The following is a 17946-nucleotide window of genomic DNA, read 5'->3' as shown; positions in this document are numbered from 1 at the left end:
GGAACTGGTCGAATGAGCGCGACGAAGAAGGTTGTCATCGTCACCGGTGCCTCGCAGGGCATCGGTGCGGCTGTCGCAGACGCGTACCGCGAACGGGGCTCACCGGCGGACACGGCGGACACGGCGGACACGTACTGTGTGCTTCCACGTCGCTGGTCGACCGCGCCAACGCGCGCATCCCGCGGCACTCGCCTCGCTGACCAAGGGCGGACTCGTCGCGGTCACCAGGGAACTGGCCATCGAATACGCGGCGCGCGGCATCCGCGCGAACGCCGTCGCGCTCGGCGTCATCCGCACCCCGTTGAACCCCGACGACCCGGGCGGCGAACTCGCCGCACTGCACCCTTTGGGTCGAATGGGTGAGATCGACGACGTCGTCGAAGCGATCATGTATCTGGAGCAGGCCTCGTTCGTCACCGGCGAGATCCTCCACGTCGACGGCGGGCAGAGCGCAGGTTTCTGATACACCCCGGACGCGATTCGTGACAGGCTCATAGGGAGGATCCATGGATGACAGCCCGAACGGCGACGCGACAAGCGCCCAGGGAAGCTGCTGACTCGGTTGGGATCGCGCGGCGTTTCCAGGGTGACCGTCGGCTTGTCGTCGGTCGGACCGCCACCGGTGTTGATGACGAAGCCGACTAGGGACGAAGGACTCTGATCTGCTCGTTCATGGTGAGGTGCCCAAGAGCGGTGGGCGTTAGCGGGGTTCGGCACCCGTGGCCGCGCCGAAAAACAGTACCCTGTGACCGATGCGCCAGAGGCGGCCCGGGGAGGGCCGCCGGGGAGGTGATGCGCGATGGCTACGCAGGATCCGTCTACCGAGGTCCCGGCCGTGGTGCTCTCGGCCGCACAGCGTGTGAACATCGGCGAGTTCCGTCGGGCCTTCGTCAGGGTCAAGAAGGCCAGGTTCAAGCCGGACACGGTCGAGTTCACCTTGTATGAGTTCGCCGAGGGCATCGTCTTCCAGTCCGCGACCGAGCCGGAGCGGGCCAGCGCGTTCGCGTGGCGGGGCGCGGTCCGCGTCTACCTGGCCGGGCTCGTGATCAGCGGAGGTGGGAAACACACTCTCACTTACAGCTACAGCATGGAGATGGAGGGCGGCGGCTCCTTGAAAGTGGGCGGGAAGGTGGAGTTGAGGGGCAAGTACCAGCTCACAGGGCGCGGAAAGCCACCGGACTCGGAACAGGAACTCTACGTGCGGCTGAGCGAGAGCCAGCAGCGGGTCTCGCAGCGCCTGCTGCCGCTCGCGCGAGCCGCGCTGGCGGACGGCAAGAAGGTGCTGTTCGACAAGGTGAAGGTGGGCAACACCGGGCTGTACACCGAGGACGGCCTCATCCCCTGGTCCGCCATAACGTCGGTCAAAGTGGCCGACGGCCACGTAACGGTCAGGGTGGAGGGCCGCGGCCGGCTGCGGCCCGCCCTGAACCTGTCGATGTACGAGCTGCCGAACAGCCCCCTGTTCATGACTCTCGTCAACGACATGATGCAGGCGCGATAACCGGATGGGCCCGGCGCAGGACCGCCACCTCGTGCCGCAGCACGAGCAGCTCGACATCCTTGGCCGCGCTGCTGCGCCCCAACAGCACCAGTCAGGACGCTATCCGGCAGAACAGTAGGTAGACCAGACGCACAGACACGAGCATTACCATCCCGTACCCAGCGCCGCCAGCGTGCAGTATTCACGCAGGTGAGACCCTATAGCAGGGTTCTTGAACCACGCATGTCACACAGCATGAACACTCGTTATGTGGAAAGGCTCGTTCGGCCGTGTGCACGTCGATGCCCGCCGCGTGCCATGCGGTTGCCAGCTCAGCTGTGTCCTCGACGGACAAGTATGCCGAGCCGGGGTGGTGCTCCCGGCTCAGCACGCCCAGGTGGATTCGGTGCCGTGCGCGGTGGCGCTGATATCAGCCTCGCGCGAGACCATGCCCGCCCCCGCATGCCCGCCCCTGCCTCAACCGCGTCCCCGCGCCGCGTCCCGGATCCGGCCTTCGCGGCCGGAGATGCCCTGCACCAGTTGGCGGCCCGCCGCGAAGCGCATGAGGACACACACCCACGTGCGCCACGGCCTGTACGCCTCGGTCAGGCGGGCGATGTCCGCCGCGGTCGGCTGGTCGCCCAGATGGTGCAGTGCCCCCAGGACGGCGTCGGACATCGGTTCTGTGGGCCAGACGTCGGTGACGCTGCAGGTGCGCATGTAGATGCCCTGTGACCAGAAGGCGCCGATGCCCGGGATCGCGCGGGCGGCCGGGATCGCCTGTTCGCCGAGGGACAGGAGGTGTTCGACGTCCAGTAGGGGGGTGGTCAGGGCGGTCTCCGCCATGCGGCGGGCGCGGTCCACCTTGACTGCCGCTACCCCGGGGATGCTCTCCAGGGTGCGCATCTTCTCCGGGCCGGGGATGGCGCCGACGGTTACGCCGTCGATGGTGAAGGTTGCGCCGTGTGCCGCCATGAGCCGGCCCTTCAGGGCCGCGACGGTGTTCTGGTTCACGCGCTGGCTCATGATTGCCCAGTAGGCCAGTTCGTAGGGCGAGGGGAAGTTGACCGGCCGCAGTCCCGGTAGGGCGGCCATGAGGCGGCCCACCTCGGGGTCGCGCTCGCCTACTTCGGGGTAGCCGGTGGCGTCGTGGTCCAGGGAGAAGATGCGCGCTACCTGGCCGGCGACGCGGTCGATGGCCGGCTCGGCGTCCGTCCAGCCGGCGAGTTCGCCGTGGACTTCGTCGTCCCGGTACTGCAGGTGTACCGCGACCGGGGTGTAGGTCTTGTCCGCGATGAAGGCCATGGCCACGCCTCGTTCGGTGCGTGCGGACTGGTTGCGCATCGAGGGCCAGCTGGTCGCGAAGTCCGAGCACAGGTCCCAGGAGAACGGGCCCTGCGGGCGGATGCGGAACGCGGTGGGGGAGTCGACGCTGACGGACATGGAAACCCTTCTTCGGATGGTGCGCTCCGGCCGGGGGAGGGGCCCGGCCGGAGGTCTGATGACGGCCAGCCGGCCGGCTCGCCGCCGCGGCGCGGGTCGGGGCGGATATGCCCCGACACGGGGGAATCAGTCCTGGAACTCCGGGATCACCTTCTCGGCGAACAGTTCCAGGCTGCGCAGGACCTCGTCGATGGGCAGGCCGCCCTGCTGGCCGGTCATGAACAGCGCGACCCACTCCAGGTCCGGGATGTTGTTCACGACCTTCTCCAGGCCCCGCTTGACGTCGTCGGGGTTGCCCAGCAGCGCCACCGGGCCCAGGCCCGAGTGGTCGTCGGGGTCCGGGACGGCGTTCGGGTCCTCGTCGTGGTCCAGGAAGCCGAAGGAGCCGAAGAAGGTGGCGAAGTCGGTGAACATGGACGGCCCGAAGACCTCCACCGCCTTCTCGCGGGTGTCCGCGACGCCGATGATCTTCAGCAGCCCGGTGTGCTCGCCCACCTTGTAGTTCCGGCCGAACTTGGCCGACTCGGCCTGGTACAGCTCGGCCTTGGCCCGGTGGTCGGCCGGGTCCGGGGTGAACATCCACGGCACCATGTCCTCGGCCGCGCAGCGCATGATGGACCGGTCGGACAGGGTGAACGGCTGCCACATCTCCGGGTACGGGTCCTGATACGGGCGCGGGATCACGCAGACCCGCTTGACCACGTCGTTCTCGTCCAGTTCGTCCAGGGCGCCGAAGTCGCGCGTCCACTCCACGGCCGGCCAGTTCTCGATCCCGCCGAACGGGAACGGGATGGAGTAGCCGCCCAGGATGTCGCTCTGGTAGCGCACCGTGGTCTCGGTCCAGCACATCTTCATGATCTTCAGGATCTCGCCGAAGACCTCGAAGTTGCGGTCGTCGGTGCTGCCGCCGTCGCCGTTGGTGGCCCCGGTCTGCCAGCGTTGGCCCAGCACGTTGGCCCAGCGGTTCTGGTAGCCGCGCGCCAGTCCCAGCCGCAGGCGCCCGCGGGTGAACTGGTCCAGCAGGGCCACGTCCTCGGCGGCGCGCACCGGGTCCCAGGCCGGCAGCACCAGGCCCAGCGGGGCCAGCAGGATGCGTTCGGTGCGGGCCGCCAGGTCCGTCAGGATCATCAATGGGTTGACGGAGGCCTCATAGCCCTCGGAGTGGAAGTGGTGCTCGCTGAACATGATCGCGTCGAAGCCGGTCTGGTCGGCCTGCACCGCTATCCGCCGGATCTCGTCCAGCATCGCCTGGTAGGAGTCGGTGTCGCGGCCGATCGGCCGTTTGGCCTTCGCGTTGTCCTCGTCCATGCAGCCCGAGCCCGGGATCTGCGGATTGAGGAAGAGCGAGAACTTCATTGCATCCCCTGTCAGTCGCCATGTGTGAGCCGGATTCGCCCAAGCCGGACGCTTCTGTGCCTCCGAGCAGCGACATTAGGCCCGGCCGCCGGGCGGCACAGGTGCTTCGACCTGGCGGGCATCCGCCATGTCCGGTGTGCGCCGCATCGGCCCGGCTGGTGCCGGTGTTCGGCATTCGCGGCGAGATGGCGCCATGGCGGGCCCGCGCCATCCGGAGTCGTTGAAGGTGCCCCTGGACAGCCCGAACCATGGGTGTGTCCGCGAAGGATCCGAGGAAGGGAGGACTCCGCGATGCGCACCCAGGAGTTCGACGCGGCGCCGGAGATCGTACAGGCCGAGGTGATGCTGTTCGGGATCGTCAAGTACTCCCTGTGGCAGTTCCTGAGGGTCATGCGGCCGGCGGCGAAGCTCACCGGCAAGAACCTGAAGAACGCCCCCGGCTTCATCCAGATCAAGTCCTGGATGCCCAAGCCGCTGACCGTGATCTCGATCAGCTTCTGGCACAGCGCCGAGGCGCTGCAGGCCTACGCCTCAGGCGAGGAGCACCGGGCGATCCAGTCCTGGGCCCGGGCCGGGAACGTCAAGGCCGCCTCCTTCCGCGTGTTCGACGCCCAGAGCCACGGCTACACGCTCGGCGAATGGCTGTCGCAGCCGGCGCAGGAGCGTTCGGAGGCGTCCGTCTGACGGACCCGACCTGACCGGCAAGACCCGACGAACCAGACGAAAGAAAGGTCACTGCGTTGACCACTCCCCCCTCGTACGCCGTGCAGGTGGAGGACCTGCGCAAGAGCTACGACGAAGACACCGAGGTGCTGCGTGGCCTGTCGCTGCAGGTGGAGCCGGGCGAGATCTACGGCTTCCTCGGGCCCAACGGCGCCGGCAAGTCCACGTGCCTGCGCATCTTGTGCGCCCTGCTCAAGCCGACCTCCGGCCGGGCCCTGGTGGCCGGGCACGACGTCGTGGCGCGGCCCTTCGAGGTCCGCGCCCGCATCGGCGCCTCGCTGCAGAACTCCTCGCTGGACCCGCTTTTGACCCCGGTGGAGTTCCTCACGCTGCAGGCCCGGCTGTACGGGCTGTCCAAGGCCGAGGCGGCCCGGCGGGTGGCCGAGGTCGAGGACATCCTGGACCTCGGCGAGGCCGCCGGCCGCCGGATCGGCACCTACTCCGGCGGCATGATGCGCCGCGTCGACATCGCCGCGGCCCTGATCGCCCGGCCCGAGGTGGTGTTCCTGGACGAGCCCACCACCGGGCTGGACCCCGACAGCCGCACCCGCGTGTGGCGCAAGGTCCGGGAACTCAACCGCGAGCACGGCATCACCTTCTTCCTGACCACGCAGTACCTGGAGGAGGCCGACCAGCTCGCGCAGCGGGTCGGGATCCTCAACGAGGGCCGGCTGGCCGCGGAGGACACCCCGAGCGCGCTGAAGAGTTCGCTCGGCACCGACCTCATCATCGTGCGGACCCACGGCCCGGCCGAGGACGCCGGTCCCGGCTCGGCGCCCGAGGCGCTGCGCCGGCTGGCCGGGGTCACCGGCGTGGCCGCGGCCGGCGACCGGATCACCGTGCAGGTCGAGTCCGGCGCCGAGTGGATCGGCCCGGTGGCCGTGGCGCTGGCCCAGCACGGCACCGCCGTCGCGGACATCGCGCTGCGCACCCCCACCCTTGACGACGTCTTCTTCCGGGTCACCGGAAGCCGGTTCGAGCAGGAGGCACTCACCTCATGACCGCCCTGGTCTCCCTCCCGGACGCCGCCGGCGCCACCGGGACGCCCGCCGCCGGCCGCGCCCTGCGCCCGACCCGCGGCGCAGAGCTCTGGCTGGTCGCGGCCCGGGCTGTGAAGGTCGCGCTGCGCAACCCCGAGGCCGTGATCCCGAACCTGTTCATCGGCCTGTTCTTCTTCGCGGTGAACGTCGGGTCGATGCAGCACACCATCGCCAGGACCGCGCACATCGACGCCAAGGCCTTCGAGCTGCCGGTGGCCATCATGTTCGCGGTCACCGGCACCTCCCGGGCCACCCAGGCCGTGGTGGACATCGCGAACGGCTACTTCGACCGCCTGCTGATGACACCGATCCGCCGGACCTCCCTGCTGTTCGGCATGCTGCTGGCCGACTTCCTGATCGCCCTGGGCCTGGCCGTGTGCGTGAGCGGGCTGGCCGTCGCCCTCGGTGTGCGGTTTGCCTCCGGCGTCGGCGGGTTCCTGGTGTTCCTGGTGTTCGCCTCAGCCTGGTCGACGGCCTACTCCGGCTTCGTCTACGCGCTGGCCTTCGCCAGCGGCAGCCCGGAGACGGTGAACTCGGCGGGCTTCATGATCTTCTTTCCGTTCGCGTTCCTGACCACCGCGTTCCTGCCGCGCGATCTGCTGGCCGGCTGGATGTCCTCGATCGCCGAGTACAACCCGGTCACCTACTTCCTGTCCGCACTGCGCTCCCTGATCGTCCAGGGCTGGCACACCAGCACCCTGCTGGGCGGGCTGGCCGCGATCCTCGGCGTCGGCGTGGTCGGGTTCCTGCTGGCGCTCAAGACGCTGGCCGGCCGGATCGCCAAGGGCTGAAGGGCGCGCTCATGGATCTGGAGCTCAAGGGGCGCCGTGCCCTGGTCACCGGGGGCACCCGAGGGATAGGCGCCGCGGTCACCCTCGCGTTGGCCGCCGCCGGTGCGCAGGTCGCGGCCGTGCATCGCAATCCACTGACCGAGCCGGCCGTGGCGGCCCGCTTCGAGGAGGCCGGGGATGTCGTCCTGATGCGGGGCGACGTCAGCAGGCAGCGGGACGCCGAGCTGATCGCGGCCGGCTGCGCCGAGCGGTTCGGCGGCCTGGACATCCTGGTGAACAACGCCGGGGTCATCGGCCACCGGCTGCTGGGCGACCTGGACCTGGCCGAGTGGCGCCGGGTGCTGGACACCAACCTGACCGGGATGTACCTGGTCACGCGCGCCGCGGCGGAGATCCTCGCCGACGGGGGCTCGATCGTCAACGTCGGCTCGGCGGTGGCCACCGTCGGCATGGCGGCCGGCAGCCACTACACCGCGGCCAAGGCCGGGGTGATCGGGCTGACCCGGTCGCTGGCCAAGGAGTTCGGGCCGCGCGGCGTCCGGGTCAACACCGTGACTCCGGGGATCATCGACACCGACCAGGCCGCCGGCCTCACCGCCGAGCAGCGCGTGCACTACGCGGGCCTGGCGAGCCTGAACCGGCTCGGCTCGGCCGCCGAGGTGGCCGACGTGGTGCTGTTCCTGGCCAGCGATCTGGCCCGGTTCGTCTCCGGAGTGACGCTCACCGTGGACGGAGGGATCTGAGATGAGTACCGACACGACATCCGGCGTACGGCCGGACGGGGAATCCGGCTGGCCGGGCGCGGCCGATCCGGGATACGTGCAGCTGCCGGCCGACGGCTTCACCACGGCGCTGGTGATGGACGTCCCCGACGGCCACAGCGCGGAGTTCGAGCAGGCCTGGGAGCAGGCCGCCGGCCAGGTCGCCGATCTGGACGGCAACATCCACCAGGTGCTGCTGCGGCCCACGCACCTGCCGCACACCTACGTCGTCATCAGCAAGTGGCGCGACGAGCAGACCTTCCACGAGTTCGAACGCAGCCGGTCGCAGGACGAGCTGACCGCGACGCTGCGCCGGCTGCGGGAAGGGATCGTCATGTCGACGCCGATCATGGTCCGCCGCATAGAGGGGAGGAAGCCGTGACCACCACCATCAGGGTCATGGTCCACGCGAAAGTGCCGGACCGGGACTTCACCGCGTTCGAGACCGAGTACAAGAAGGTGACCGACCGGGTCAAGGGCACGCCGGGGCACATCCGCGACGAGCTGCTGCGGGCCACCGACGCGTCCGACTCGATCATCCTGCTCTCGGAGTGGGAGAGCCGCGAGAAGTTCCTGGCCTGGGAGGACGCGCCGATCCACCGCCAGACGACCGGGGGCCTGCGGCCCTACTGGAGCGGCGGGATAGCGCGGATCATCTATGAGGTGACCCCCGGTGCCTGAGCCGTACTTCACCGTGGTGCGCGGCCGTCTCGACCCGTTCGAGACGGCCGCGGTGACGGTGGTGCTGGCCGCTCTGGCCCGCCGGAGCCGGTCCGGCCCGCCGTCCGCCTCCGGCGCGTCCGGAGCCGGCGGACCGTGGCGCCCGTCGTCCGCCGGCTATGAGCCGCCGTCTTCCTGGCGGGGGCGGCGATGAGAAGGGTCCTGATAAGCAACCGCGGCGAGATCGCCGTGCGGGTGATCCGGGCCTGCCGGGACGCCGGGCTGACCTCGATCGCGGTCTACGCCGAGCCCGACCTGGACGCCCTGCACGTGCGGCTCGCCGACGAGGCGCACGCCCTCGGCGGCCGCGGTCCCGGCGAGAGCTACCTGGACATCGGCAAGATCCTCGCGGTCGCCAAGGCCGCCGGGGCGGACGCGGTCCACCCCGGATACGGGTTCCTGGCCGAGAACCACGAGTTCGCGTGCGCGACCATCGACGCCGGGCTGACCTGGATCGGACCGCCGCCGCGGGCGATCGTCCGGCTCGGCGACAAGGTCGCCGCCCGCCGGATCGCCCAGGAGGTCGGGGCGCCGATGCTGGCCGGCACCTCCGAGCCGGTCGCCGACGCCGCCGAGGTGGTGGCCTTCGCCCGCGAGCACGGGCTGCCGATCGTCATCAAGGCCGCGCACGGCGGCGGCGGTCGCGGCATGCGCGTGGTCCGCGAGTTGGCGGACGTCGAGGAGGCGTACGGCGCGGCGGTCCGGGAGGCCGTCGCCTCGTTCGGCCGCGGGGAGTGCTTCGTCGAGCGTTACCTGGACCGGGCCCGTCATGTGGAGACCCAGTGCCTGGCCGACGTCCAGGGCAACGTGGTCGTGGTCTCCACCCGGGACTGCTCGCTGCAACGGCGGCACCAGAAACTCGTGGAAGAGGCGCCGGCGCCGTTCCTGAGCCCGGACCAGCGGGACTCGCTGTACGAGGCTTCGAAGAAGATCCTGCGGCACGCCGGATATGTCGGCGCCGGGACCTGTGAGTTCCTGGTCGGCCAGGCCGGCGAGATCTCCTTTCTGGAAGTCAACACCCGGCTTCAGGTCGAGCATCCGGTCAGCGAGGAGGTGACCGGCCTGGACCTGGTTCTGGAACAGTTCCGGATCGCCGACGGCGAGGAGTTGGGCTACGACGATCCGCCGGCCGCCGGGCACTCGCTGGAGTTCCGGATCAACGCCGAGGACCCGGGGCGGGGATTCCTGCCCACGCCCGGGACCGTGACCGCCTGGCGGACCCCGTCCGGCCCCGGCGTGCGGCTCGACGCCGGCTACACCCAGGGCATGACGGTGCCGCCGGTCTTCGACTCACTGCTGGCCAAGCTGATCGTCACCGGCCGGACCCGGGCCGAGGCGCTGCGCCGGGCCCGCCGGGCCCTGGCGGAGTTCGACGTCGGCGGGATGCCGACCGTCCTGCCGTTCCACCGTGCCGTCGTGGAGGATCCGGCGTTCGCGCCGCGGGATCCCGACGAGCCGTTCACCGTACACACCCGCTGGATCGAGAACGAGTTCAGCGGAGTGCCGCCGGCGCCGCAGCCCGCTTCGTCGCCGGAGCCGGAGCCGGCCGAGGGCCGTGAGCCGCTCACGGTCGAGGTGTCCGGCCGCCGGATCGAAGTGGTGGTGCCCGCGTCCCTGCTCGCTCCGGTGGGCGTGGGCGCCGGTGTCGGCGTGAACGGGAACGCCGCCAGACGGCGGGGTACGCCCGCCTCCCGCCATCGTGGCGGGGCGGTCGTGGGACCGGCCGGCGACGCGCTGGTCAGCCAGATGGCCGGCACGGTGGTGAAGGTGTGCGTCGCCGACGGGGAGCAGGTGTCCGCCGGCCAGACCGTGGTGGTCCTGGAAGCCATGAAGATGGAACAGCCCCTCGACGCGCATCAAGACGGCGTCATATCAGGGCTTTCTCTGAAAGTCGGCGACGCGATTTCCTCCGGTGCCTCGGTGTGCGAGATCAAAGCGCGATGATGCCCTCCTGGCGGCGATTCGCCATGGCTTTCAGTCGCCGCCGGGAATCATTGCCGGGAACCCTCGGAAAGGTGAATCCTGAATTCAGGAAAGAATGCCGGCTCACAACGGAAAGGGTGACGACAATGGCCGATTTCGCCGCGGTGACCTGGAGCGTGCGTCCCGGTACGGAGGGCGAAGTGCAGCAGTTGTTCCGGGATTCCGGACGGCCCAGCCACGACGTCCTGGACGCCGAGGGAAACCAGGTGGGCAAGCTGTTGTCCACCGTGGTCTTCATGCACGGCAACCGGGTGGTCCGGGTCCTGGAGTACGAGGGCTCGCTGCCGGACGTCATGCGCCACATGGCCCAGCAGCCCGAGCTGCAGGAGCTGGAGAAGAAGCTCGACGACTACCTGGAGGTGAAGCGGGACACGTCGAGCCCTGAGAAGTTCCGCGAGTACTTCCTGAGCTGCATCATGACCAACGTCATCCACCGGACGCGCGACGATGTCGACGCCTGAGACGCCGGACCCGGGCGCCAGGGTGGCGCTGGTCGTCGGCGGGTACGGCGGCATCGGCAGCGTGGTGAGCCGGAAGCTGGCCGAGGGCGGCCTGCGCGTCGCGCTGGCCGGCCGGTCCGCCGAGAAGGCCGGGAAGTTCGCCGCCGAGCTGGCCGGGGCGGGCCTGGACGCCCACGGCTACGAGGTCGACCTGGCCGACGCGGACTCCGTGCCGGCTCTGGTGACCGCGGTGGCGGCGGACCTGGGCGGCGTGGACGTCCTGGTGAACCTGGCGGCCAGCCCCCTGATGGGGCCGGCCGAGAAGATCACCGAGGCGGACTGGAACCGCACCCTGGAGATCAACCTGACCGGCGCCTTCCGGCTCTCCCAGGCCGTCGGGCGGCACTTCATCGCCACCGGCCGGCCCGGCCGGATCATCCACTTCTCCTCCACCCGCGGCGCGTTCGGCGCCCCGATCGGCTTCGCGGCCTACGGCGCCAGCAAGGCCGGCGTCGACCTGCTGGTCAAGCAGCTGGCGACGGAATGGGCGAGCCACGGCATCACCGTCAACGCCATCGCGCCGGGCTTCGTCCCGACCGGCCTGACGCCCGAGGCCGAGGCCAACGCGGGGTTCCTGAAGATGATGAAGGCCCGCATCCCGCTGGGCCGCTTCGCCCGGCCGGAGGAGGTCGCCTCCGCGGTGTCCTTCCTGGCCAGCCCGGGTGCCTCGTTCGTCACCGGCCAGATCATCTACGTCGACGGCGGCGTGACCGCCAGCTCCTGAAAGGGGTCTCATTCCCATGAGCAGCGATCAACGGGTCGCCTTCGTCGGCCTGGGCGGCATGGGCGGGGGCATGGCCCACCGTCTGCGCGAGGCCGGAGTGCGGCTGGTCGTGCAGAACCGCACCGCGGCCAAGACCATCCCGCTGGTGGACGCCGGTGCGATCGCGGCCGGCACCCCGGCCGGCGCCGCCGCGGACGCCGACGTGGTCTTCGTCAGCGTCGCCGACGAGGAGGCGCTGGACGAGGTGATCTTCGGTCCGCACGGCGTGGCCGCCGGCCTGCGTCCGGGCGGCTACCTGGTGGACACCTCGACCGCCTCCCCGACCTACTCCATCGCGGCGGCCGAGCGGCTCGCCGAGCGGGGGATCCGGTTCGTCGAGGCGCGGATCCTGGGCAACCCGCTGCACGCCCGCAGCGGCGAGCTGCGGATCTTCGCGGCCGGCCGGGACCAGGACGTGGAGGCGGTGCGGCCGCTGCTGGAGATCATCGGCCAGGAGATCCGCAACCTCGGGCCGATCGGCGCCGCCTCGACGTTCAAGCTCGCCTTCAACGTCCTGCTGGGCGCGCAGCTGGCGGCCATCTCCGAGGCGGTGGGCCTGGCCGAGCGCGCGGGCCTGTCGCGCGAGGTGATGCTGCAGACCATCGGCACCAGCGGGCTGGCCTCGCCGGTGCTGGCCTTCCGGTGCGCGCTGGCCCTGAAGGGCCGGTTCGACCCGCCGGCGTTCCGCACCCGGCTGATGCACAAGGACCTGCGCCTGGCGCTGTCCGACGCGCGCAGCCCGATGCCGGTCATCGCCCGGGCCGCGGAGTACTTCGACGCCGCGCTGGAGCGCGGCCTGGGAGAGCTCGACGCGGCGATCGTGCTGGCCCGGGCCGAGCCCGCGGTCCAGGCCGGAGCCGCGCGATGAGCCGGCCGCAGGTGGGGGTCACCCACAACTCGGTCGTCATCGCCGCGCCCCTGCCGCTGGTCTGGGAGATCTCCAACGACCTGTGCCGGTGGACCGAGCTGTTCGACGAGTACCAGAACGTGGAGATCCTCTCCCGGCAGCAGGACACCGTGCGGTTCCGGCTGACGATGCACCCGGACGAGAACGGGACCGTCTGGTCCTGGGTCTCCGAGCGCACGCCGGACCCCGGCACGTTCACGGTCGAGGCCAGCCGGGTGGAGCCGGGCCCCTTCGAGTACATGCGCATCCTGTGGTCCTACCGCACGGTCGAGGCCGGCACCGAGATGACCTGGACCCAGAAGTTCCACATGCGCCCGGACGCGCCGGTGGACGACGCGGCGATGACCGATCGGATCAACACCAACACGCCCATCCAGATGCAACGGTTCAAGGCCGCGATCGAGCACGCGGCCGCCCTCGTCTAAGGAGCGAGACCATGATCACCTCTCTTCGTCGGATCCTCACCTCCGAGGTGGACGGCTCCCAGTGGAGCTTCGACGTCCTGGACGGACGTCCCTACGTCGTGGTGTTCGGCAACATGAAGTGCGCCGAGGACGTCACCCAGATCATCGCCGCCCTGCAGAGCGCCCCGGAGACCGTGGACCTGGACATCGTCCAGGTGGCGCACGTCAGCGGGCTTCCCAAGCCGCTGCAGAAGCTGGCCACCCGGTCGCTGCGCAAGGCCAAGGAGAAGCAGGTCGCCGAGCGCGCGGCCCTGCGCGCCCGCCTGGGCCTGGCCGCCGAGGACGGGGAGAAGCTGCGCTTCGCCCTGGACTGGACCGCCCAGCTCACCGAGCCGGCCGAGTTCACCCACCACCAGAAGGAGGCGGTGACCCTGCTGGTCGACGCCGACGGCACGGTGGCCTCCCGGCTGGAGGGTCCCGAGGTCGGCGCGCGGGTCCGGGCCTGGTACGCCTCTCACGTCAGCGCCTGAGCGCCGGAGCCTCGCCATGTCCGTCGCCACGCGTATCGCAGAGTCCGCCGCCCCGCCCGCCGGGGCCGCCACCGCCGAGGTCGACCCGCGTGCGCTGCGCCAGGCGTGCGGGCAGTTCCTCACCGGGGTCACCGTGGTCACCAGCACCGACGGCGAGTACCCGTTCGGGATGACCGCGAACTCCTTCACCTCGGTGTCGCTGGACCCGCCGATGGTCCTGTTCTGCCCGCACAAGGACGCCAAGATCAGGGAGCTGATCGACCAGTCCGGCTGCTTCGCGATCAACGTCCTGTCCGAGGACCAGGCCGAGCTGTCGCGGCGCTTCACCCACCGGGTGACGGTCTGCTTCGGCGACATCCCGACCCGGATCGGCGTCAGCGGCGCCCCGTTGCTGGACGACGCGCTGACCTATCTGGACTGCCGGGTGGTCCGGGAGATCGCCGCCGGCGACCACACGATCGTGCTCGGGGAGGTGCTGGACGTCGGCCGGACCGAGCCCGGCGCCCGCCCGCTGGCCTTCTTCCGCGGCCAGTACGTCGGCCTGGCCTGAGCCGGGCCCTGCAGGGGGAGTGAACTCGATGACCGCCAAGTCAGTGAACGCGGCGAACCCAGATAACACAGTGAACCCAGATAACACAGTGAACTGCGATGTCGTCATCCTCGGCTCCGGCCTGGCCGGGTCGACGCTGGCCGCCGTCCTGGCCAGGGCCGGGCTCTCGGTGGTGCTGGTCGACGCGGCGAGCCATCCGCGCTTCGCGGTCGGCGAGTCGACCATCCCGCCGCTGATGGCGTGGCTCAAGCTGCTCGCCGTCCGCTACCAGGTCCCGGAGATCAATGCCCTGACCAGCGTGGACAAGTCCACCGAGCAGATCGGCACCTCCTTCGGCGTCAAGCGGCACTTCGGCTTCATGCTGCACCGTCCCGGGCAGGAGCCGGACCCGCGCGAGTCGAACCAGTACGTCATCCCGGACATGCTCACCAGCGCCAGCCACCTGTTCCGGCAGGACTGCGACTACTACATGTTCCAGGTGGCGGCCCAGTACGGCGTCCAGACCCGGCAGAACTGGCGGGCCCGCGATGTCGACCTCGACGACGACGGCGTCACCGTGGTCGGCCACTCCGGGGAGGTGCTGCGGGGCCGCTACCTGGTCGACGCCAGCGGCTTCCGCTCGCCGCTGGCCGAGAAGCTGGACCTGCGCGAGCAGCCGGCCCGGTTCAAGCACCACTCCCGGTCGATGTTCACGCACATGGTCGGCGTCAGGCCCTTCGACGACGTCAGCTGGCACCCGGCCGACCAGCGCCCCAAGGCGCGCTGGCACGAGGGCACCATGCACCACCTGTTCGAGCGCGGCTGGTTCTGGATCATCCCGTTCGACAACTACGGGCCCTCCCGCAACCGCCTGTGCAGCGTCGGCGTGACGCTGGACGAGCGGCTCTATCCGAAGAACCCTGATCTGACCCCGGAGCAGGAGTTCTATTCCCTGCTGGAGCAGTACCCGGCCGTGGCCCGGCAGTTCGAGGGCGCGGCCAAGGCGCGGGAGTGGGTCAGCACCGACCGGCTCCAGTACTCCTCGCGGCAGACCGTCGGCCCGCGCTGGTGCCTGATGTCGCACGCGGCCGGCTTCATCGACCCGTTGTACAGCCGGGGCCTGTGCAACACCTTCGAGCTGCTGAACTCCCTGGCCTGGCGGCTCATCGCGGCCTGCCGGGACGACGACTTCTCCGCCGAGCGCTTCGAGTTCGTGGAGAAGCTCGAACAGGGGCTGCTGGACTACAACGACGACCTGGTCAACTGCTCCTTCATCAGCTTCTCGCACTTCCGGCTCTGGGACGCGGTCTTCCGGGTCTGGGGCCTGATCACCACCCCGAACACCATGCGCATCACCACCGCGCTGGGCCACTACAACCTGCACGACCGCGACGAGTCCTACCTGCTGAAGCTGGAGGACTCCCCGTACACGGGCATGTTCTGGCCGGACAGCCCGCACCTGCAGAAGATCCTCGACGTCATGGTCGAGGTCTGCGAGAAGTACGAGATCGGCGAGCTCTCCGGCGACGAGGCGGCCGACCGGCTGTTCTCGACCGTCGCCGCCTCACCGGTCACCACGCCGTTCGGCTGGGACGACCCGGCCAAGCGGTTCATCTACCCCGGGCCCCGCGACATGATCAAGTATCTGCGCTGGGCCGCCACCTCCGATGTGCCGGAGCTGCGCACCCTGGGCCGCGAGACGGTCCGCGGCATGGTCAGCTCGGCCCTGAAGCGGAAGAAGTTCCTGTAATGTCCCAGCCCGACATGCTCGCCGCGACGGTGCTCGCGGACGTGTCCCTGATCCTCATCGCGGGCTCGGCACTCGGCGCCGCCGCGCGGCGTGTCGGGCAGCCGCGGGTGGTCGGCGAGATCCTGGCCGGTATCGCGCTCGGGCCCAGCGTGCTGGGCCTGCTGCCCGGCCACTGGAGCGACCGCCTGTTCCCGGCCGACGCCCGGCCGATCCTGAACGCCATCGCCCAGCTGGGCCTGGCGCTGTTCATGTTCACCATCGGCTGGGAGTTCGACCTGGAGCAGATGCGGCACCGCGCCACCCGCTTCACCGCGGGCCTGGTGTCGGTGGGCTCGGTCGGGGTCGCCTTCGGCTCCGGCGTGGCGCTGGCCGCGGGGCTGTACGCGGCGCACTCCACCGTGCACGGACACCACATCGCCTTCACCCCGTTCGCGCTCTTCCTCGGCACCGCGATGTCGATCACCGCGTTCCCGGTGTTGGCCCGGGTGCTGCGCGATCGCGGGTGGGTCGGCAGCCGGGTCGGCACGCTGTCGCTGGCCAGCGCGGCCGTCGACGACATCCTGGCCTGGTGCACGCTGGCCGTGGTGGCCGCGCTGGCCGGCTCGCACGACACCTGGCAGTTCGCGCGGATGGCGGCCTGGACCGCGGTGTTCGTGGCCGTGATGGCCCTGGTGGTCCGGCCGGCGCTGCGGCTGCTGGTCTGCCGCACCGTCCGCGACCAGGCCCAGTACCAGCTCTTCGTGCTGCTCGCGGCCGGCATCTTCCTGTCCGGCTACGCCACGACCTGGATCGGGATCCACGCCATCTTCGGGGCGTTCGCGTTCGGCATGGCGATGCCCCGCAAGCCCGAGGCCGATCTGGACGAGCAGCTGCACAAGCCGCTGGAGCTGACCGGCTCGCTGCTGCTGCCGGTGTTCTTCATCGTCACCGGGCTCGGCGTGGACGTCAGGTCCCTGTCGGGACGCGGCGTCCTGGAGCTGGCGGCGGTGGTCGCCGTCGCGGTGGCCGGCAAGCTGGCCGGCACCCTGGCCGCGGCGCGCGTGCTGAACCTGCCGTGGCGCCAGAGCGCGGCCCTGGGCCTGCTGATGAACATGCGCGGGCTGACCGAGCTGATCATCCTGAACGTCGGAGTCAGCCTGGGCGTCCTGGACACCTCGATCTTCACGGCGATGGTGCTCATGGCGCTGACGACCACCGCCATGGCCGTGCCCCTGCTCAAGGGGTTCCGGATCGAGACGGCGGCCGCATCCGACCCCGAACCCGCCCTCGCGCGACCGCGGGCGGCGGCGTTGACGCACTGAACATTCCCTCCGAAGTCCCACAGGGAGGTGGGTCCCATGACCATGACCATCGAGGCGCCCCTGACCGTAGGCCGCGCCCGACCGGTGGCTTCCGGACGGCTGCCGGCCGTCCACCCGTTCTCGCTGCACCACGCCGCCACGCTGCTGCGCCGCTTCCCGGGCAGCCGCGGCGACGTCGAGGTCGACAGCTCGGAGCGGGGCGAGGCGCTCTACACGGCGCTCGCGATCGACCGGCGGCGCTTCGGCCTGCGGGTGTTCCCCGATCCCGTGGGCGTCGGCTACGAGGTGTACGGCGACCAGATGCCGGGCTCCGGCGACCACGAGGAGATCCGCTGGGCGATCGACCGCTGGCTGAGCCTGTCCGACGACCTGACCGGGTTCTACCGGCTGGCGGGTAGGGGCGATCCCCGTTTCGCGGCCGTCGTGGAGGCGGCGCGCGGGCTGCACCGGGTCTGCTACCCGACCCTGGCCGAGGCCGTGGTCTCGCATGTCCTGGCCGCCGACGCCGAGTGGCCGGCGGTGCTGCGGATGAAGCGCCGACTGGTCGCCGAGTACGGCGGCACGGTCGTCTTCAACGGCCACGCGGTCACGACGTTCCCGGAGTTCGCCGACCTGCTTCACATCGAGACGCGGGAGTTCGCCGAGCTTCTCGACGACGGATGCCGCGCCGGTGTTCTGGTCTCGGCGCTGCACGCCATGGTGGCCCTCGGTCCCGAGTGGCTGCGTACCGTCCCCTATGACGAGGCCGAGGAAGCGCTGCTCCGGGTGCGCGGAATCGGCAAGCGCCTCTGCGAGGGCATCCTTGAAGACGGGTTGGGCCGGATGGAAGGGTTGCGTTCCGGAGCCGCCGCGCATCCGGTCGTCGCCAGGTGGTACGGCCGCGGCGCCCGGGACGCGATCCGCGCCTACTACGGCCGGCACATCGGCTACTGGGGCTACTACCTCGTGAACTGTGCGAGCTGAGG

Annotated in this window: 20 protein-coding genes and 1 pseudogene; 19 read left to right on the top strand and 2 right to left on the bottom strand. The window is 70.3% G+C overall.

Going from position 1 to position 17946, the window contains the following annotated elements; all coding sequences use genetic code 11:
* Nucleotides 1-125: 125 nt before the first annotated feature.
* Both ABH935_RS41505 and ABH935_RS41500 read left to right on the top strand, forming a co-directional pair.
* Nucleotides 126-463: pseudogene (locus ABH935_RS41505) on the top strand (SDR family NAD(P)-dependent oxidoreductase); the annotation flags it as partial.
* Between the two features lie 336 nt (nucleotides 464-799).
* Complete coding sequence (locus ABH935_RS41500) at nucleotides 800-1501, top strand: DUF6585 family protein (RefSeq protein ID WP_370383479.1); 702 nt, start codon at nucleotides 800-802, stop codon at nucleotides 1499-1501.
* 456 nt (nucleotides 1502-1957) lie between these two features.
* On the opposite strand, the gene ABH935_RS41495 is transcribed toward ABH935_RS41500, so the two are convergent.
* Both ABH935_RS41495 and ABH935_RS41490 read right to left on the bottom strand, forming a co-directional pair.
* Nucleotides 1958-2923, bottom strand: coding sequence for a DNA-3-methyladenine glycosylase (locus ABH935_RS41495; protein WP_370383478.1), 966 nt, complete (start codon nucleotides 2921-2923; stop codon nucleotides 1958-1960).
* Nucleotides 2924-3049: 126 nt separating this feature from the next.
* The gene (locus ABH935_RS41490) at nucleotides 3050-4279 is read right to left on the bottom strand and encodes an LLM class flavin-dependent oxidoreductase (protein ID WP_370383477.1); all 1230 of its coding nucleotides are present in this window, start codon (nucleotides 4277-4279) and stop codon (nucleotides 3050-3052) included.
* 291 nt (nucleotides 4280-4570) lie between these two features.
* On the opposite strand from ABH935_RS41490, the gene ABH935_RS41485 reads away from it, so the two are divergent.
* The 17 genes from ABH935_RS41485 (at nucleotide 4571) to ABH935_RS41405 (ending at nucleotide 17944) form a co-directional block, all read left to right on the top strand.
* Entirely contained in the window at nucleotides 4571-4963 is a 393-nt protein-coding gene (locus ABH935_RS41485; RefSeq protein ID WP_370383476.1) for an antibiotic biosynthesis monooxygenase, read from the top strand.
* Between the two features lie 56 nt (nucleotides 4964-5019).
* Nucleotides 5020-6003: an ATP-binding cassette domain-containing protein gene (locus ABH935_RS41480; RefSeq protein ID WP_370383475.1), complete on the top strand. Its 984-nt coding sequence runs from the start codon at nucleotides 5020-5022 to the stop codon at nucleotides 6001-6003.
* Nucleotides 6000-6833, top strand: coding sequence for an ABC transporter permease (locus ABH935_RS41475; protein ID WP_370383474.1), 834 nt, complete (start codon nucleotides 6000-6002; stop codon nucleotides 6831-6833). The genes ABH935_RS41480 and ABH935_RS41475 overlap by 4 nt, the downstream gene beginning before the upstream one ends.
* An 11-nt stretch (nucleotides 6834-6844) precedes the next feature.
* Nucleotides 6845-7576 carry an SDR family NAD(P)-dependent oxidoreductase gene (locus tag ABH935_RS41470; RefSeq protein WP_370383473.1) on the top strand — a complete coding sequence of 244 codons (732 nt, stop codon included), beginning with the start codon at nucleotides 6845-6847 and terminating at the stop codon, nucleotides 7574-7576.
* 1 nt (nucleotide 7577) lies between these two features.
* The gene (locus ABH935_RS41465; RefSeq protein ID WP_370383472.1) at nucleotides 7578-7976 is read left to right on the top strand and encodes an antibiotic biosynthesis monooxygenase; all 399 of its coding nucleotides are present in this window, start codon (nucleotides 7578-7580) and stop codon (nucleotides 7974-7976) included.
* Nucleotides 7973-8275, top strand: coding sequence for an antibiotic biosynthesis monooxygenase (locus tag ABH935_RS41460; protein WP_370383471.1), 303 nt, complete (start codon nucleotides 7973-7975; stop codon nucleotides 8273-8275). The genes ABH935_RS41465 and ABH935_RS41460 overlap by 4 nt, the downstream gene beginning before the upstream one ends.
* Nucleotides 8268-8468, top strand: coding sequence for an acyl-CoA carboxylase epsilon subunit (locus ABH935_RS41455; protein WP_370383470.1), 201 nt, complete (start codon nucleotides 8268-8270; stop codon nucleotides 8466-8468). The genes ABH935_RS41460 and ABH935_RS41455 overlap by 8 nt, the downstream gene beginning before the upstream one ends.
* The gene (locus ABH935_RS41450; RefSeq protein WP_370383469.1) at nucleotides 8465-10258 is read left to right on the top strand and encodes a biotin carboxylase N-terminal domain-containing protein; all 1794 of its coding nucleotides are present in this window, start codon (nucleotides 8465-8467) and stop codon (nucleotides 10256-10258) included. The genes ABH935_RS41455 and ABH935_RS41450 overlap by 4 nt, the downstream gene beginning before the upstream one ends.
* A 125-nt stretch (nucleotides 10259-10383) precedes the next feature.
* Nucleotides 10384-10758: a SchA/CurD-like domain-containing protein gene (locus tag ABH935_RS41445; RefSeq protein ID WP_370383468.1), complete on the top strand. Its 375-nt coding sequence runs from the start codon at nucleotides 10384-10386 to the stop codon at nucleotides 10756-10758.
* Nucleotides 10745-11521 carry an SDR family NAD(P)-dependent oxidoreductase gene (locus ABH935_RS41440; RefSeq protein WP_370383467.1) on the top strand — a complete coding sequence of 259 codons (777 nt, stop codon included), beginning with the start codon at nucleotides 10745-10747 and terminating at the stop codon, nucleotides 11519-11521. The genes ABH935_RS41445 and ABH935_RS41440 overlap by 14 nt, the downstream gene beginning before the upstream one ends.
* Nucleotides 11522-11537: 16 nt before the next feature.
* Entirely contained in the window at nucleotides 11538-12428 is an 891-nt protein-coding gene (locus tag ABH935_RS41435; RefSeq protein ID WP_370383466.1) for an NAD(P)-dependent oxidoreductase, read from the top strand.
* Nucleotides 12425-12892: an SRPBCC family protein gene (locus tag ABH935_RS41430; RefSeq protein ID WP_370383465.1), complete on the top strand. Its 468-nt coding sequence runs from the start codon at nucleotides 12425-12427 to the stop codon at nucleotides 12890-12892. The genes ABH935_RS41435 and ABH935_RS41430 overlap by 4 nt, the downstream gene beginning before the upstream one ends.
* Before the next feature lie 11 nt (nucleotides 12893-12903).
* A complete protein-coding gene (locus ABH935_RS41425) occupies nucleotides 12904-13401 on the top strand; it encodes a hypothetical protein (protein ID WP_370383464.1) in 498 nt (165 codons plus the stop codon).
* A 16-nt stretch (nucleotides 13402-13417) separates the two neighbouring features.
* A complete protein-coding gene (locus ABH935_RS41420; protein ID WP_370383463.1) occupies nucleotides 13418-13951 on the top strand; it encodes a flavin reductase family protein in 534 nt (177 codons plus the stop codon).
* A 28-nt stretch (nucleotides 13952-13979) separates the two neighbouring features.
* Nucleotides 13980-15680 carry a tryptophan 7-halogenase gene (locus tag ABH935_RS41415; protein WP_370383462.1) on the top strand — a complete coding sequence of 567 codons (1701 nt, stop codon included), beginning with the start codon at nucleotides 13980-13982 and terminating at the stop codon, nucleotides 15678-15680.
* On the top strand, nucleotides 15680-16981 hold the full coding sequence (locus tag ABH935_RS41410; RefSeq protein WP_370383461.1) for a cation:proton antiporter: 1302 nt from the start codon (nucleotides 15680-15682) through the stop codon (nucleotides 16979-16981). Before ABH935_RS41415 ends, ABH935_RS41410 begins: the two co-directional genes overlap by 1 nt.
* A gap of 36 nt (nucleotides 16982-17017) precedes the next feature.
* Nucleotides 17018-17944, top strand: a complete 927-nt coding sequence (locus ABH935_RS41405; protein ID WP_370383460.1) for a hypothetical protein — start codon at nucleotides 17018-17020, stop codon at nucleotides 17942-17944.
* The last annotated feature ends 2 nt before the right edge of the window (nucleotides 17945-17946 follow it).

Origin of the sequence: Catenulispora sp. GAS73, assembly GCF_041262085.1 — a bacterium.
Classification (GTDB): Bacteria; Actinomycetota; Actinomycetes; order Streptomycetales; family Catenulisporaceae; genus Catenulispora.
Note: the sequence above shows the minus strand (reverse complement) of the source record. Positions and strands in the feature narration are given on the sequence as shown.